The organism is Acidovorax sp. Root402 (genome assembly GCF_001425125.1).
GTDB lineage: Bacteria > Pseudomonadota > Gammaproteobacteria > Burkholderiales > Burkholderiaceae_C > Acidovorax > Acidovorax delafieldii.
This window is the reverse complement of sequence record NZ_LMDQ01000002.1, coordinates 134,760-149,796: the sequence shown is the minus strand read 5'-3', so window position 1 is coordinate 149,796 and position 15,037 is coordinate 134,760. Positions and strand designations below refer to the sequence as shown.

Below are 15,037 nucleotides of genomic sequence, written 5' to 3'. Positions count from 1 at the left end.
CGCTTGAAACTTCGCGGCCTCATGAGCCACTTTCAACATTGCTCTGCCTGCGGCATCGACGTGCATGCCCACATCGTGCCGGAGCATCTGCCGCACTACCTGAAGAACAAGGTGGCGCCCGCCAGTTGGCCATCGATGGCACCTGCGCACGAATGCCACCGGCACGTGATGATCAACGGCAACGTCTACCGCACCGTGTCGGACAAATGTTGGGACGTGCCCAAGCGGCTGGACGACATGCACGCCATGGGCCTGGCGGCCCAAGCGATCTCTCCGATGCCGGAGCTGCTGTCCTACTGGATGGACCCGCCCGACGCGCAGGTGCTGCTTCGCTACCTCAATGAACAGATCGCCGAGATGGTGGCGCGCTCGAACCAGCGACTGGTGGGCCTGGGCGCCGTGCCGCTGCAGGACATGAACCTGGCCATCCGCGAGCTCCACCATGTGATGCAGACGCCAGGGTTCGCCGGTGTAGAAATCGGCAGCAACATCAACGGCGTCGTGATCGGCGACCCCCGATTCGATCCATTCTTCGCCGCCTGCGAGTCGCTGGGCGCCGCCGTCTTCGTGCACGCCATCAAGCCGACCGGCATGGACCGCCTCGTAGGCCCCGCTCCGCTGCAGCAGGTGCTGGCCTACCCGAGCGACGTGGGTCTGGCGGCCGCATCCTGCATCACCAGCAACCTGATGGTTCGACATCCCCGCCTGCGGCTGGCTTTCAGTCACGGTGGCGGCACATTGGCGTCCCTACTGCCCCGCCTGCAACAGGGCTGGCAGGTGTTCCCCAAGCTGAAGGAGTCGGTCAACGCGTCCCCCACCGAGCAAGCGCGCCAGTTGCACTACGACACCCTGGTGTTCGACACGCCCACGCTGACCCACCTGGTGCAGATGTTCGGCTCCACGCAACTGATGGTGGGCACCGACTACCCCTTCAACTTCCACGAACGCCACCCAGTGCAGCGGATCGAGGCCGCAGGCTTCGACGCCGACACGGCCCAGGCGCTGATCCACCACAACGCCGAGCGCTTTCTCGGCCTGAAAGACAAGGCATGAACTCTTCCCCGATAGAAACCCTGCGCAGCGTGGCGCTGTACACGCCGGACCTGGCCAAGGCCACCCGTTTCTATACCGATGTCTGGCATCTGAACGTGGTAGAGGCTCAGGAAGACGCTGTCTATCTGCGCGCCACGGGTGACGCGCACCATGTGCTGTCCCTGCACTGCGGCACGCAACCGGGCTTGCGGGATGTGACCTTGCGAGCGCGCAGCGAAGACGCCTTGCGCCACATCGCCCAAGCCACCGTGGAGGCGGGCGGCACCGTGTTGCGCGCCCTCGCGCCGGTGGACGAACCGGGCGGCGGCGTGGCCGTGACGGTGCGCGACCCGGACGGCCGCATCCTGCGCGTGGTGCACGGTGACGTTCGCCATGGCGATGCGCACGAGGCCAAGGACCGCCCGATCCGCCTGGCCCACGTGGTACTCAACAGCCACGACGTACCCTCCAGCCAGAGCTTCTTCGAGAAGGCGCTCGGATGCCGCCTGGCCGACCGCACCAGGATCATGGCCTTCATGAACATCAATCGCGATCACCACAGCATCGCGCTGGGCGACGCCGACAACAACGCGCTCAACCACATCGCCTTCCTCATGCCCGACATCGACTCGGTGATGCGCGGCGGCGGCCGCATGCGGGACGCGGGCCACGCCATCGAGTGGGGTCCCGGCCGGCACGGGCCGGGCAACAACGCCTTCAACTACTTCATCGGCCCCGATGGCGTGGTCATTGAGTACACCGCCGAGGTCGAGCAGATCGACGACACCTACCGGGTCGGCCGCCCGTCCGACTGGGTCTGGCCACCCGGCCGGATTGATCGCTGGGGCATCTCGGCCCCACCCAGTGCCGACCTGAAGCAGGCCCAGCGCGGCATTCACTTCATCCAGGAGACCAACACATGAAATTCACCACCTACCTACGGAACGGACAACCCCGCTTGGGCCTGCTCGACGGCGAATCCGTCATCGATGTGCAGGACGCACAGCCGCAAGTGCCGAGCGATCTGCGGCAGGCCCTGCTGGCAGGCCACGACCTCACCGCTGTGGCGAAGGCGGCCCTCGCCGCCGAGGCGCCCCGGGTGCCCCTGGCCTCGCTGAGGCTGGCGCCGCTGGTGCCCGAACCGGGCAAGATCATATGCTTGGGCCTGAACTATTTTGATCACGCCAAGGAAAGCGGGCGCCAGAAGCCGGAATACCCCTGGTTCTTCTACCGGGGCGCGAGTTCGCTGCTTGCACACGGCGCACCGGCCCTGAAGCCGCGTGTGTCCGACAAGCTGGACTATGAAGCCGAACTGGCCGTGGTGATCGGGCGCCGCGGCAAACATGTGCCGCAGGAGAAAGCGCTGGAGCTGGTGTTCGGCTACGCCTGCTTCAACGACATTTCCGTGCGCGATTACCAAAAGCGCACGCCGCAGTGGACCATCGGCAAGAACTTCGACGCCACCGGCGGCTTCGGTCCGGTGCTGGTGACGGCCGATGAGCTGCCACCTGGCGCCGAGGGCCTGCGCATCCAGGGGCGCCTGAACGGAGAGACGATGCAGGACGCCAACACCCGCGACATGATCTGGGGCGTGGCCGAAACCATCGCCCTGCTGACCGAGTGCCTGACGCTCGAACCCGGAGACGTGATCGTGATGGGCACCCCGGCCGGGGTGGGTCAGAGCCGCACGCCTCCCGTGTGGATGAAGGCCGGTGACGTGTTCGAGGTGGAGATCGACGGCCTGGGTACCCTGAAGAACACCATCGTCGGCGAGGTCTGACATGGGCAAAGGGATGCAAGCACGCGACGAATACGACGTCGCGCTGGTCGGCTTCGGCCCGACGGGCGCGGTGGCTGCGGCCCTGCTGGGTGGCATGGGGCTGAAGGTGTGGGTGGGTGACCGCTTGCACGGCGTTTACGACAAGCCGCGCGCCATTGCGCTGGACCATGAAATCCTGCGGGTGTTCCAGCAGATCGGCGTGGTGGATGCCGTTGTGCCGCACATGGAGCCCTTCACGCCCTCGGAATACTTTGGGGTGGACGGCCAGCTCATCAAGCGCATGACCATGGTTTCACCGCCCTACCCGCTGGGCTACACACCATCGAACGTGTTCACCCAACCCCCGGTGGAAGCCGCGCTGCGCGAGCGCGTGGCGCAGCTGTCGAATGTGGCCGTTGAGCTGGGCGTGGAGGTCAATGGCCTGACGCAAGACAACGATGGCGCCACACTGCAGTTGCAGCGCGAGGACGGTTCGCAGGCCAGCGTCCGCGCCCGCTACGTCATCGGCTGCGACGGCGCCTCGAGCACGGTGCGCCGGTTGGCAGACATTGCCCTCGAAGACCTGGTGTTCGACGAGCCTTGGCTGGTGGTGGATGTACGGGTCAACGAAGCCGGCCTCAGGAAGCTGCCGACCACCAGCGTTCAGTATTGCAACCCCGAGCGCCCCACCACCTTCGTCATCGGCCCGCACAACCACCGGCGCTGGGAAATCTCCCTCAAACCGGGCGAGGACCCCAGGGAAGTCGCGACGCCCGAAGGCACCTGGCGGTTGCTGTCGCCGTGGATCGGACCCGACGACGGAGAACTCTGGCGCCAGGCGAGCTACCGATTCCACGCCCTGGTTGCCGAACGCTGGCGCGTGGGCCGCGTGTTCGTGGCCGGAGATGCGGCGCACCAGCAGCCCCCCTTTCTGGGACAGGGCATGTGCCAGGGCGTGCGCGACGTAGCCAACCTCTGCTGGAAACTGGCGGCGGTGCTCCAGGGCGATGTGACAGGCCAGGCCGCTGAAACGCTGTTGGACAGCTACGGCGAGGAACGCAAGGCCCACGTGAAGGAACTGACCTCACGCATCAAAGGCATCGGCGCCGTGATTTGCGAACGCGACCCCGCACTCGCACGACAGCGAGACGCGAAGTTGCTCGCCGATGTCGGCGGCATCGTCAAGGACACCCCGCGCCAGGACGTGATACCTCCACTCGCTGGCGGCCTTCTGTCGGCCACGCCTCACCCGGTGGTCGGCACGCTGTTTCCGCAACCCCGGGTGCTGTGCGACGGCCAGACGGTGCTGCTCGATCACATCACGGGCGCCGGCTGGCGTCTTGCGCTGCAGGTCGATATGCCTTCGCCGGCCAAGAGCCACGGTCTCACGATCATCCGCGTGGACGACGGCCTGAAGGAGGCCGAGGGCGTTCTCCAGGACTGGATGCACCGTCATGAGTGCGCCGCCGTACTGGTACGGCCCGACCATTGCGTCTTCGGCGCTGCAAATGACGCAACGCAACTCGACAGCTTGCTGAAGGAATGGAGGGCACGACTGAAGTAGCGCCTGCAACCCTTCCCGTTTGCCTGGAATGACTGAACAACGACTCGGAGACAAATACCATGCTGAAACGAACGTTCCTCGCCTCATTGATGGTCATGCTCGCCGCACCAGCGGCGTGGGCGCAAAGCCAGTGGCCCCACAAACCCGTGAAGTTCATCCTGTCCCAGCCGGCGGGATCGGGCCCCGACAACGTGGCGAGACTGCTGGGCGAACGCCTGGGCAAACAATGGGGACAGTCCGTCGTCATCGACAACAAGCCCGGCGGCCAGAACACCATCGGCGCACAGGCCGCCGCCAAGGCGCCCGCCGACGGATACAGCTTCTACTTCGCCACCGCTGCGGCGCTGGTCACCAACAGCTACCTGTTCAAGCATTTGCCCTATGACCCATTGAAGGACTTCGTCCCGGTGACCTTCATTGCGCGCAGTCCTTTCGGCATTTTGGTGAGAGCGGACTCCCCTGTGCATTCGGTCGATGACCTGATCGCCCGCTCCAAGGAGATGGGAGGGCAGTACACCCTGGGCAACGAAGGCGGACGCACCTTCGGCGGCATGATTACCCGCCTGTTCAACGCCCGCTCGAAGGCCAACGCCAATCTGATCGCGTACTCGTCCAACGGTGCATCCGTCCAGGACCTTCTGGGTGGCCACGTACAGGCCATCGTGGCCGATGTGGCGTCCACGGCTGCGCTGGTGAAACAGGGACGGCTGCGGCTGCTGGCGGTCACTTCCAGCCGCCCGGTCCCAGGCTTCGAGTCGATCCCCCGTCTGGCGGACCTCCTGCCGGGCTTGGATCTGGTCGGATGGTTCGCGCTGGTGGCCCCATCCGGCACGCCGCAGACGGTGATCGACCGCGTGAGCAAGGATGTGAGCGCAGTCTTGAGCGACCCCGAGATCGTGCAGCGCATGGCGACGCTGGGCCCGATTGCCGAACCCGGCTGGACACCGGAACGGCTGGCGACCTTCCTGCGGGAAGAGCACGCACGGTGGGGCGCCCTTGCCAAGGAAATCGATGTGCTGCCCGAATGACGAGGCCCCCTTGCAGTCGGCGCCACTGCCTCTGAGCTAAAAGACATGAACGCAAAACCCAGCCAATCAACCCTGACGCTGTTCTTCTCGCCGGGCGCCTGTTCGCGTGTGGCGCTGGAGGCGCTTGAGGTCACTGGTGTCGGCTACGCCGCTCGCCCCATTGCCCTGTCTTCCGGCGAACAACGGCAAGCCGGCTACCGGGCGCTCAACCCGAAAGGGAAAGTCCCCCTGCTGCTGACCAGCGAGGGGACCTTGAGCGAAATCGTTGCCATCGTCAGCTGGCTGGACATGCACCACCCGCAGGCCGCCCTGCTTCCGGGAGCCGAGAACAGCTGGATGCGTGCGCAAGCACTCTCCTGGCTGTCGTGGAGCGTCAGCACGCTGCACGGATTGGTCTTTCGCCTTCGCATGGCGTCCCGCATCCACCCCGACCCCCAGGTGCAATCGCGCATCCAGAGTGTGGCGATGTCCGAACTGGCAGAACAGCTTGCCGTGGCAGAGCGCGCCTTGGCCGATGGCCGGCCATGGTTGTGCGGAGAAGCATGGAACATCGCGGACAGCCATGTGTGCTGGGCCGTTGGCCGCGCCACGGACAGTGGCTGGGACGCGGCCTCGACTCCCCGCCTGGCCGGACTGCTGGCGCGGCAACACGCCCGCCCTGCCTTTCAACGCGCCCTGGCGCGCGAATCGCAGCCGGCTTGACCGGCCAGGCTGCATTTTTTCAACCTTCGAGCGAGATCTTTCCGTGTCCCTGACCCTGAACCAAGCCAACCAGATCATCCAAGCCGCACTGGCGTTGTCCGACCAGAAGTCCTACCGGCCCATGGCCGTGGTCGTTCTGGACGACAGCGGCCACCTCAAAGCAGCACAGCGCCAGGACGGCGCCAGCATGTTCCGTGTGGACATCGCCACCGGCAAGGCCTGGGCCGCCGTGGCCATGGGCGCCTCCTCCCGCGTGCTCACCAAGCGCGCAACCGACATGCCTGCATTCTTCGGCGCGCTGGCCGCCACAGGTCAGGGCAAGTTCATCCCGCAAACCGGCGCGGTGCTGATCAAGGACAGCAGCGGTGCGGTGATCGGGGCCGTCGGGGCCAGCGGAGGCACCGGCGACGAAGACGAAGAGATCTGCATGGCGGGTGTCACCTCGGCGGGACTGCAGCCGGGCTGACCCGGCCGACCCGACTCAGACTGCGGAAGCACCGCCCGGGGCTGGTCGGTTGTCAAGCCGCGCAGCCACCAGCTGAACCTGTTCGCGCAACCATGCATGCGCGGGGTCGTTCTGTAGGTGCCGTGGCCAAGCCATGGTTTCGATCAGCGGGGGGACCTCCACCGGCACCTCCAGCATGCGCAACGGCAGGTGCCGCACCGCATACTCCGCGAGTCGCCGGTGCAGGGTGGCCACACGCCGGGTTCCCACCACCAGCAACGGCAGTGTGCTGAAGTTGTCAACGGAGCATTCGATGCGGCGCTGCCGGCCATAGCGTGGCTGGAACCACTCCTCAAACATCACGGCTCTGGCGTCCTCTCCCAGACGCACGACCACATGCCCCAGTTCCATGTACTGGTCGAACGCAAGCGACTCACCCACCGATGCATGACCGGTCCAAACCAGGCAGACATGGGTGTCCCGGAACAGCGGTGTCCTGGGATGGGTGAAGTGGGTCAGATAGGGCTCGGGCATCACGATCAGGTCCAGCTCCCCACGATCGAACACTTCAGCGAAACCCTTGGGAGGTCTGCGTACATCGACGGACACCTGGGGTGCCTGCACGGCAATGTGCTGGATCACTTCGGCCATGAGCACCGTGGTCACGTAGTCTGAAGCACACACAACGAACTTGCGGTGCTCAGTCTTCGGGTCAAACGCCGGCCTGCGCGCGAGCGCCGCGCGCACCTGCAGGAGGGCCTCGCGCACGGGCTCGACCAGGGTCTGCGCCAGCGGGGTCAGCGTCATCTGCCGCCCCACCGGCACCAGCAACTCGTCACCAAAGTGCTCCCTCAACCGCTTGAGCGCCGCACTGGCGCCAGATTGCCCAATGTGAAGCCGCTCGCTGGCCTTGGTGACGTTTCGCTCCTCCAACAGGGTATCCAGAATGACCAACAGGTTTAGATCAAATCGTTCAAAGCGCATGGTGGGCGGCTGCTTTTCAACACAGGTGTGGGCCTGTTTGTGGCGTTTATTGGACGGTCATCATGGCACGCGAACACGGCCGGCTATAGCGAGCTTTCCCCATGAAATTTGTGAGTCGCCCCGGGGCGATTCAGGGGGAAGAGAGTCAATAACCCTCAGCACCCGCCACTTCGACAACGCGGGCCAGATGACCTTGCTCTATGGCCTGACGCGGCGTTAAACCGCCCAGAGCGCCCGATGGTGTCTCCAAGAAGGCGAGCAGCGCCCAGCCCTCATTGGTTCCCAAGGCTTGTGAAAGTTTGGGCACGGCATCCCATAGAACGGGTTCAAACTGCCAACTGGGCAACTTGAATCCACGCCGGGGTTGGGTCAATCCGATAGCCCGCCCTTTGGCGATCCACGCATTGATCGTCACTGGGGTGGTACCAACCAGATCGGCAGCCATGTCTGTGCTGAGCATGTCCTTGGCTTCCAAGCGCGCCATCCGGGCAGCCAGGCTGCCAGCCAATAAGGCCTTGGTCTGAGCAGCAGACGCGTAGGGCGACGGATGTGCAACCGCGCTTGGGGTGTTGTTTGCGCGGTGGCGAGTGGTTGATGTTGTCGAGGGTGTTTTCATGGGGACTTCATCAATGGCGCCCTATGGCGCGTTTTGGCCGTTGACCTTGCTGCTAAAACAGGAAGTGCACGACAAGGTCAATGCAAGAGCCTGCTTGAGCTTAGCCATCGGACGTGAGAACAAGTCGAACACCTCGGCACTATGGCGGGCCGGTACTCCAAGAACCGCAAGGCACATCTCAATCGCCATGACGTCGAAATAAGCTGTCCGACGTGCGAGCACATTGGACAAGATCGGGATTGTGTCGCGACTTTCCACGATGCCAGCGACAGATTGCAAGAACGCGAGGACCTTGTCTTTGCATATCGGAAGATGGGCTTGCCATAACGATCCAATCAATGAAGCCGGCGGGGTAATTGATGTGATCCCACCCTACGTCTAACTGCCATGGAGGGCTGGCGAGAGCATCGAGGCATCAGGTTGCCCAAGCGTCATCACCCACGGTCCACTGCAACTCATCCACCACCCTGCGCATGATCCACACGCACTGCGCATCAGTGCACCACCGCTTGGCCAGCAGCCCCTTCAACGCAGCCTTCACTGTCGCCTCCTGGTTGCCTTCGTAGGTAGCGAGTTTTCTCTGGCAGTACGCGACCATCTGCGAGACCAGATCGTCACACATCTGAAAGGCGGCCATGACCTCGCCTGGCGACGTGCCCGGGGCATAGAACTTCCCACCTTCCTCAACCAGGTTCATCTTGGGCTGGGCACCCGCAACGGCAGACGGTACTGCAGTCATCGGAAAGTCTTCCGGCACCCCGGGATAGTTGGCACGGTCTATCGACATATCGACTCCTTGCTGGCTGGTGCACCATACAACCGGTAGCCGGTACGGTGCAATCGGTTTGCTTTAAAACGGCGCCGGCGACTCCACCAACACCACAGGCCCAGGCCCCGCGTACAGCACCTCCCCCGAGTGCTTCACCATCACCCGCCAGACCTCACCCTCCTGCGTGACCGCATAGGCCTCCGCCTCCAGCGGCAGCACGGTCTCGGTCGGGAACACACCACCGGCTCCGCCCGGTGGCGTGCACATCAGCGTCGGGTAGTTCCAGGGCGCGTTGATCGGCATGGCATGTCCTCAGTGGACCTTCACCCTCACACCAGCCGCACTTCAAAGTACGCCCCATCCCCTTCGCCCAGATCTCGGAACCCCGCCTGCTTGGCCGCAGCACTGGCCTTGCCCCAGGCCTTGAGCAAAGTGAGATCGCCAGGAGACACCACCTCAGGTGGCGACTCTTCCAAGCTGTGCATGGTGTCCAGGGCGGCGGCCACCTGTTCGGGGCCACCAAGCTGCTTTTCGAGGGCTTGGGCGTACCGGGTTTCTGCGGCGATGCGCTCCTTGGCAGGGATCTCTTCGGGGTAGTCGCGCAGGGTGACGACATAGGTGGATTCGATGACTTGCATGGCGCTGCTTCTCCTGTGGTTGAATACTGGATAAATATACAGCTTTTGCCGCAAATGCGCATGTAGGATGAACCCAAGGAGGCCTCCCCATGGAGCACTCTTTCGCCCCCCACATTCCTGGCTTCAATCCCTTGGTCGGGACCGCCTCCTGGTCGGACAAGACCCTGCTCGATTGCGGCAAGTTCTATCCCCCCACGGCCAAGACACCAGAAGCGCGGCTGCGTTTTTACGCCTCACAGTTCAACTTGGTGGAGGTGGATACCAGCTACTACGCCATCCCTGCAGTCACCACCGCCCAGCACTGGGCAGAACGCACACCTCCTGGGTTTGTGTTTAACGTGAAAGCATTCAGCCTGTTCACTGGGCAATGGACCAGCACGGACGTTTTGCCCAAGGACATCAAGGAGGCTTTGGGGCCTGGGCAGCGCCTGGTCTACAAGGACATGGCGGCGGAGTTTCGGGAGGAGCTGTGGAAGCGCTTTGTGGCCTGCCTGGTGCCTTTGCAGGTCAACGGCAAGCTGGGTTTGGTGCACTTCCAGTTCTCACCCAAGGTGGTGCGCCACCCGGTTGCCATGGCCCACATCGAGCACTGCCTGGAGCATCTGCCCGGTTACACCCTGAGCATTGAGTTCCGGCATCCGAGTTGGTGGGAGAACGATGCGGTGACGGCAGACACCCTGGGCCTACTCAGAAGCCTGGGCCTGGTCCACACCATCGTGGATGGCCCGCAGGGATCACCGCACAGTGTTCCGACGATCTGGGAGACCACCCATCCCGACCATGCACTGCTCAGGCTCCATGGGCGTAATGAAGTGGCGTACGGGATGCCAGCCAAGTCAGCAGCCGAGCGGTTTGACTATGCGTACACCTCCGCTGAGCTGCAGACGCTGGCCCAGCGCTACAGCCCGATTGCGCGGTCGGTGCGGCATCCGCATGCGGTGTTCAACAACTGCATGGAGGACAAGAGCCAGCTCAACGCGCGGGAGTTTTTGGCGGCTTTGAAGGCGAGCTGAGGGAGTGCTGAATGAGAAGCGAAGGCGCGGAGGTACGGCGTAGAAAGGTTCCGAAAGATTGTTTTCAATACTGGAACAGTTGTACAGTTCATCCCATCGATGAGCCGAACCCGCAAGGCGACTCACCGAACCCGGTTCAGGAATGGTTTTTGACCCGGCTTTTTTGAGACGCTTTTTTAGCTTTTAAGGATTTTCATCATGAACAAGACCGCCCGTTTCCTCTCCGTCGCTGCTGTTGCCGCTTTCACTGCTTTCGGCGCCCACGCTGACGAAGCCGACAGCTCGCAATTCGCCCTGAAGTTCGAAACGAACCGCACCCGCGCTGAAGTGGCCGCTGAAGCCGCCACCGTGGCCCAGACCCGCAGCATCGAGCCTGCTGGTTCGCGTGTGGTGACCTACACGTCCACGGCTGACCGCGCTGCCGTGCGTGCCCAGGCTGCGGAAGCCCTGCGCACCGGCAAGATCCCTTCGGGCGAATTCAGCGCCATGTAATTGGTAGACCAACTGCTTGAGTTGGGTTGAAGCAGTTGCGGGACTTCCCATGGCGGTGGCACTTTGCATTTGCGGGTGCTGTTGCCATGGGGAGTGTTAACTGAACCGCAGGGGCGGGCAGGCAGATCGGGCTCCCTTTGGGAGCCCTTTCTGTTTGTGCACCCCATCTCTGCAAGCAGCTGTAAAACCCTGCGGGATTCGAGCTTCCGGGCCAGAAGCGAGAGGTGAACGGTGCTCCAATCGGGCTCCTTTTGTTTGACCCGATTGCCCCTGCTGTGAATCGCTTCCTCTCTTGGCCAGGCCGTGTGCGCCTGGCAGCGGTGCTGGCCCTGTCTCTCGCCAGCGTTGCTCTCCCGAATCTTTCCTGGGCACGTTCTCCGCAGTTCGACAGTGCGGCCCTGCTCACGCCTGAGCCCACCTCTTTTGCGCAGTGCCCGCAGTTCTTTGCGAATAGCACACCACCGGCCATCACACCCCGGCCGCAGCTGCGCGAGCTTTGCTATGAAGCGTTTGCGGTGCTGCACTCCGGGACCACCAAGACGCCGGTGTTCGTAGCCCAGCGCCTGAACCGCAGGCTCATTGAGGATGCCGATGAGAAGCGGGCCAAGCGGTTCTTTGCAGATGCGCGACTCCCAAGTGGGGAGCGAGCGGAATTGGAGGACTACAAGAACTCAGGGCATAGCCGTGGGCACATGGCGCCTGCGGGAGACATGCCGACACCCACGGCCATGACCCAGAGCTTCAGCCTCGCGAACATGGTTCCCCAAAACGCTCAGCACAACGGCGGCGCTTGGAACAAGATCGAGCAGGACACGCGGCACTATGTGAAGCGGGCCAAGGGGGATGTGTTTGTGATCACCGGGCCGGTGTTCACGGATGCGGGACCACGCATTGGGGCCAATGGGGTGAAGGTGCCGACCTATCTGTACAAGCTCGTGTACGACGCGACCACCCAGCGGGCCTGGGCGCACTGGCAGGAGAACCGCGAGGGGGAGACAGTGGGACGGCCGATCAGTTATCAGGAACTGGTGAAGAGAACCGGAGTGGAGTTTTTGCCAAGAAGTGCACTGCAGCATTGAGTCGCAGCAAGGGCCGTGTCAGCGGTGGCGGTATAAATCGGTCCTTTCCAACCTCTACCCGTGAGCATCTATGAACCGCGCAGAACTCGTTGAAATCCTGGCTTCCAAGAATGATTTGTCCAAGACCGCAGCCAATGCAGTGCTGGAAACGCTGATCGACACCATCCAGACAGCCGTCAAGAAGGGCGACGCCGTGCAGCTGGTAGGTTTTGGGACCTTCAAGTCGGCCAAGCGTGCAGCACGGACGGGCAAGAACCCCTCGACCGGTGCCGCACTGAAGATCCCAGCGAGCACGGTGCCCAAGTTTGTGGCGGGTGCGAAGTTCAAGGCGGTGGTGGATCCCAAGGCCGCCAAGCGCAGGGCGGACAAGGCTGGGAAGTAAGTACGGCGCTTTCGGGCGCAACCTAAGCAAACCGCCATGGGCTCAGGCCTCTGGCGGTTTTGTTTTTGGAGACGCTGAGGGTCTATCGATTGATAGCGTTCCGATAGATCTGAACAGCTATCAGACGATCTTCCAACCCATCTCTCGGCTGAGTTGCACCGCAGCAGCCTTGGTGGGAACGGCGTCCATCCAGAACGAGGGATCATCCAGCACACGGACGACCCACTGTGGCTCACCTGATTCGGTGGTGTGCTCGATGATCACCTCCAGCCTGTCTTCCATGGCATAGCGGATGGCCGTGGCGTAGCTGACAGGCGCTTCCTTCTTGAACTCTTTCGCCCAGGACGTTTGTTCGAGGGCTTCCTGCGTCCAGGTGGGTTTGGTGGTCATGGTGCGGAATCTTACGAGGTGGGGGTGTCGATTTGGTGCTCAGGGTGGCAGACAGGGGCATCTCGTACCATCAGGGCCATGAATACATTTTCCAATGCCTTTCGCGCCGAAGTTGTTCGCATGGCGCGCAAGGAACTTAAGCCTGAGCTGCAGGGTATGCGCAAGGCGATCACCGGCCACCGCTCCGAGATTGCGGCGCTGAAGCGGGAAGTGAAGAGTCTCACTTCGGAGCTGAAGGCGACTCAGCGCCAAACCAAGGTTGGAAGGGTGGCTGCGCCATCTGATCAACCCAAAGTTTCGAAACGCGCCGCGCGCGAGGAGTTCGTTTTCGCGCCGGAGATGCTGGCGCAGATGCGCAATGCATTGGGCGCCACCCAGCTTCAAATGGCGGCCCTGTTGGCCGTCTCTCCTCTCACGTACTCGCGGTGGGAGAAGGGGCAGGCCCAGCCCCGGACCAAACAGCTGGCAAAGATTGAGGAACTGGTGAACATGGGACCAGCCAAGGCCGAGAAGAAGATGCGCCAGCCTGCAAAGGCCTGAGGTCCAGCTGCGCTGCTTGCGCTGTGGACCGCCACGGAGGATCTAGGCGAAGCTGCCTTTCTGGATTTGCAAGAGCGTTGCTTGGACCAACGCCAGCCCTTCGGGTTCTTGCAGGACATCCCACGGGCGGCGGTTTCCGAAAGCGGGGAGTGGCGCCGCTAGCCACTCCTGCAGCCAAGCCTCGGCGTTGAATCCCTCGGGGTTGCCCGACTCCATCACGATCTGCTGGACCAGATCCGTCAGAACCTGTGGGGGATGAGCGTCGTTGGGGCGGGCCATGCCGCATTCTGGTCTCGCGCCCCGCCACTCGCAACCCTGGCGCTGGGTCTTGTCATGACGATGCGACCCGCGTGTTTGCCTACCACGCGCGTGTTAGATAACATGGCCGTGTTACTACCCTCGCCGCCATGCCCTCTCCCAAGACATCCCAACGAACTGCGCAAGCACTTCAGCGCGTGGCTGGGCTGTTTAAATCCAAGGGTTGGAAGGTCCTGGCCGGTGAGCCCGGCAGCACCGGGCCGGACCTCGTCGTTCGGCGGCGGGGTAAACGCTACGGAGTGGTACTCAAAGCCACATCCGAGGGGCGAGCAGACCGGGTGATTCCTCTGTTGTCCCAAGCCGTTCTTGAGGCCCGGGCATATGCCCTTCAGTCACGTGGATCCATGCCCCTGGCCGTGGTGCATGTGGACCATGCGCCGAGAGCGCTCACTGCCAATGTAATGGCTTTTGCGCAGGAGTTCGCGGCGGAGGTGGCCGTAGGCTTCGTATCAGCGGAGGGAGCGAGTGAGTTTCGGGGGGAGGGATTGGAGGGTCTCAACGTCTCCGCGCCCTTCAGGCCACGACAGGTCAAGGGCACGCTGATTCGCACGGACAACCTGTTTTCTGATCTGAACCAATGGATGCTGAAGGTCTTGTTGGCGCCAGAGTTGCCAGAAGGGATGCTGAACGCTCCCCGGGGCCGGTACCGCAATGGGGTGGAGCTTGCGCGGGCGGCCCAGGTTTCTGCGATGACCGCCTCCAGGTTCTTGCAGCAACTGCGGCGCGAGAGATTCCTGTTGGAGTCTCAGGAGTTCCTCACACTGGTGCAGAGAGAGGAGCTGTTCGAGCACTGGAGTTCAGTGGCGCCCCACGGCACTCCGGATGTTCCTGCCCGGTTCTTGGCCAACATACAAATTGGCGAGCGTGTTCAAGAGCTCTTGAACAAAGTCGAAGGAGATGCCTGCCTGGGGCTGTTTGCGGCAGCGGATGGGCTCCGCGTGGGACATGTGAGCGGCGTTCCCAGGTACATCAGCGTTCGCCGCATGCCTCGGTTCAATCGGGCGTCTCCGGGAAGCAATCCATGGAATGCCCTCCAGCCGTTTCCGAAGGAGGCGCCGCACGTATTGCTGCGGGTGGCGAGGTTTCCGGAATCGACGTTTCGTGGGGCTGTGCGCCGGGATGGGGTGATGGTGGCCGATGTGATCCAGGTCTGGCTGGATGTGTTGAATCACCCGACGCGGGGGCAGGAGCAGGCGGAGCACATTTATAGGAAGGTGCTGCGGCCTTTGCTTTGATAGGAGTGCGATACAGACGGGCGTACGTCTACAGCAAACCGGAAAAATCAC

20 protein-coding genes are annotated in these 15,037 nt (G+C 63.0%); 13 read left to right on the top strand and 7 right to left on the bottom strand.

The features are described from left to right. The first annotated feature begins 21 nt into the window (after positions 1 to 21). The 7 genes from ASC83_RS03435 to ASC83_RS03405 are packed head-to-tail and all read left to right on the top strand — an operon-like array spanning position 22 to position 6,551. A complete protein-coding gene (locus tag ASC83_RS03435) occupies positions 22 to 1,053 on the top strand; it encodes an amidohydrolase family protein (protein WP_056058171.1) in 1,032 nt (343 codons plus the stop codon). Further along, entirely contained in the window at positions 1,050 to 1,955 is a 906-nt protein-coding gene (locus tag ASC83_RS03430; RefSeq protein WP_056058097.1) for a VOC family protein, read from the top strand. The genes ASC83_RS03435 and ASC83_RS03430 overlap by 4 nt, the downstream gene beginning before the upstream one ends. Next, positions 1,952 to 2,812 (top strand): fumarylacetoacetate hydrolase family protein, encoded by an 861-nt coding sequence (locus tag ASC83_RS03425; RefSeq protein WP_056058094.1) that lies wholly within the window; start codon positions 1,952 to 1,954, stop codon positions 2,810 to 2,812. Before ASC83_RS03430 ends, ASC83_RS03425 begins: the two co-directional genes overlap by 4 nt. Position 2,813: 1 nt before the next feature. Next, on the top strand, positions 2,814 to 4,355 hold the full coding sequence (locus ASC83_RS03420) for a bifunctional 3-(3-hydroxy-phenyl)propionate/3-hydroxycinnamic acid hydroxylase (protein ID WP_082522327.1): 1,542 nt from the start codon (positions 2,814 to 2,816) through the stop codon (positions 4,353 to 4,355). Positions 4,356 to 4,414: 59 nt separating this feature from the next. Continuing rightward, complete coding sequence (locus ASC83_RS03415) at positions 4,415 to 5,383, top strand: tripartite tricarboxylate transporter substrate binding protein (protein WP_082522326.1); 969 nt, start codon at positions 4,415 to 4,417, stop codon at positions 5,381 to 5,383. A gap of 45 nt (positions 5,384 to 5,428) precedes the next feature. Beyond that, complete coding sequence (locus ASC83_RS24265; protein ID WP_056058089.1) at positions 5,429 to 6,085, top strand: glutathione S-transferase family protein; 657 nt, start codon at positions 5,429 to 5,431, stop codon at positions 6,083 to 6,085. A 49-nt stretch (positions 6,086 to 6,134) separates the two neighbouring features. Beyond that, on the top strand, positions 6,135 to 6,551 hold the full coding sequence (locus ASC83_RS03405; RefSeq protein WP_369816938.1) for a heme-binding protein: 417 nt from the start codon (positions 6,135 to 6,137) through the stop codon (positions 6,549 to 6,551). 15 nt (positions 6,552 to 6,566) lie between these two features. Here the strand turns inward: ASC83_RS03405 and ASC83_RS03400 are convergent, their stop codons facing one another. The 5 genes from ASC83_RS03400 to ASC83_RS03380 form a co-directional block, all read right to left on the bottom strand. Further along, on the bottom strand, positions 6,567 to 7,484 hold the full coding sequence (locus ASC83_RS03400) for a LysR family transcriptional regulator (RefSeq protein ID WP_200938890.1): 918 nt from the start codon (positions 7,482 to 7,484) through the stop codon (positions 6,567 to 6,569). A 175-nt stretch (positions 7,485 to 7,659) separates the two neighbouring features. Next, positions 7,660 to 8,130, bottom strand: coding sequence for a hypothetical protein (locus tag ASC83_RS03395; protein ID WP_056058079.1), 471 nt, complete (start codon positions 8,128 to 8,130; stop codon positions 7,660 to 7,662). A gap of 415 nt (positions 8,131 to 8,545) precedes the next feature. After that, a complete protein-coding gene (locus ASC83_RS03390) occupies positions 8,546 to 8,917 on the bottom strand; it encodes a hypothetical protein (protein ID WP_056058074.1) in 372 nt (123 codons plus the stop codon). A 63-nt stretch (positions 8,918 to 8,980) separates the two neighbouring features. Further along, positions 8,981 to 9,202, bottom strand: a complete 222-nt coding sequence (locus tag ASC83_RS03385) for a hypothetical protein (RefSeq protein WP_056058072.1) — start codon at positions 9,200 to 9,202, stop codon at positions 8,981 to 8,983. 26 nt (positions 9,203 to 9,228) lie between these two features. Beyond that, positions 9,229 to 9,537 (bottom strand): hypothetical protein, encoded by a 309-nt coding sequence (locus ASC83_RS03380; protein ID WP_056058069.1) that lies wholly within the window; start codon positions 9,535 to 9,537, stop codon positions 9,229 to 9,231. An 89-nt stretch (positions 9,538 to 9,626) separates the two neighbouring features. On the opposite strand from ASC83_RS03380, the gene ASC83_RS03375 reads away from it, so the two are divergent. The 4 genes from ASC83_RS03375 (at position 9,627) to ASC83_RS03360 (ending at position 12,503) form a co-directional block, all read left to right on the top strand. Beyond that, positions 9,627 to 10,550 carry a DUF72 domain-containing protein gene (locus tag ASC83_RS03375; RefSeq protein WP_056058062.1) on the top strand — a complete coding sequence of 308 codons (924 nt, stop codon included), beginning with the start codon at positions 9,627 to 9,629 and terminating at the stop codon, positions 10,548 to 10,550. A 198-nt stretch (positions 10,551 to 10,748) separates the two neighbouring features. Next, the gene (locus ASC83_RS03370; RefSeq protein WP_056058059.1) at positions 10,749 to 11,042 is read left to right on the top strand and encodes a hypothetical protein; all 294 of its coding nucleotides are present in this window, start codon (positions 10,749 to 10,751) and stop codon (positions 11,040 to 11,042) included. A 275-nt stretch (positions 11,043 to 11,317) separates the two neighbouring features. After that, the gene (locus ASC83_RS03365) at positions 11,318 to 12,121 is read left to right on the top strand and encodes a DNA/RNA non-specific endonuclease (protein WP_235509308.1); all 804 of its coding nucleotides are present in this window, start codon (positions 11,318 to 11,320) and stop codon (positions 12,119 to 12,121) included. Between the two features lie 70 nt (positions 12,122 to 12,191). Further along, positions 12,192 to 12,503, top strand: a complete 312-nt coding sequence (locus ASC83_RS03360; protein ID WP_056058054.1) for an HU family DNA-binding protein — start codon at positions 12,192 to 12,194, stop codon at positions 12,501 to 12,503. A gap of 120 nt (positions 12,504 to 12,623) precedes the next feature. On the opposite strand, the gene ASC83_RS03355 is transcribed toward ASC83_RS03360, so the two are convergent. Next, positions 12,624 to 12,893, bottom strand: coding sequence for a hypothetical protein (locus ASC83_RS03355; protein WP_056058051.1), 270 nt, complete (start codon positions 12,891 to 12,893; stop codon positions 12,624 to 12,626). A 78-nt stretch (positions 12,894 to 12,971) separates the two neighbouring features. Between ASC83_RS03355 and ASC83_RS03350 the strand changes: the two genes are divergently transcribed. Further along, the gene (locus tag ASC83_RS03350; protein WP_056058049.1) at positions 12,972 to 13,433 is read left to right on the top strand and encodes a helix-turn-helix transcriptional regulator; all 462 of its coding nucleotides are present in this window, start codon (positions 12,972 to 12,974) and stop codon (positions 13,431 to 13,433) included. A gap of 42 nt (positions 13,434 to 13,475) precedes the next feature. On the opposite strand, the gene ASC83_RS03345 is transcribed toward ASC83_RS03350, so the two are convergent. After that, positions 13,476 to 13,712, bottom strand: coding sequence for an MbcA/ParS/Xre antitoxin family protein (locus ASC83_RS03345; protein WP_056058046.1), 237 nt, complete (start codon positions 13,710 to 13,712; stop codon positions 13,476 to 13,478). Positions 13,713 to 14,095: 383 nt separating this feature from the next. Here ASC83_RS03345 and ASC83_RS03340 point away from each other — a divergent pair, with 383 nt between their 5' ends. Continuing rightward, entirely contained in the window at positions 14,096 to 14,986 is an 891-nt protein-coding gene (locus ASC83_RS03340; RefSeq protein WP_056058042.1) for a hypothetical protein, read from the top strand. Positions 14,987 to 15,037: the final 51 nt, after the last annotated feature.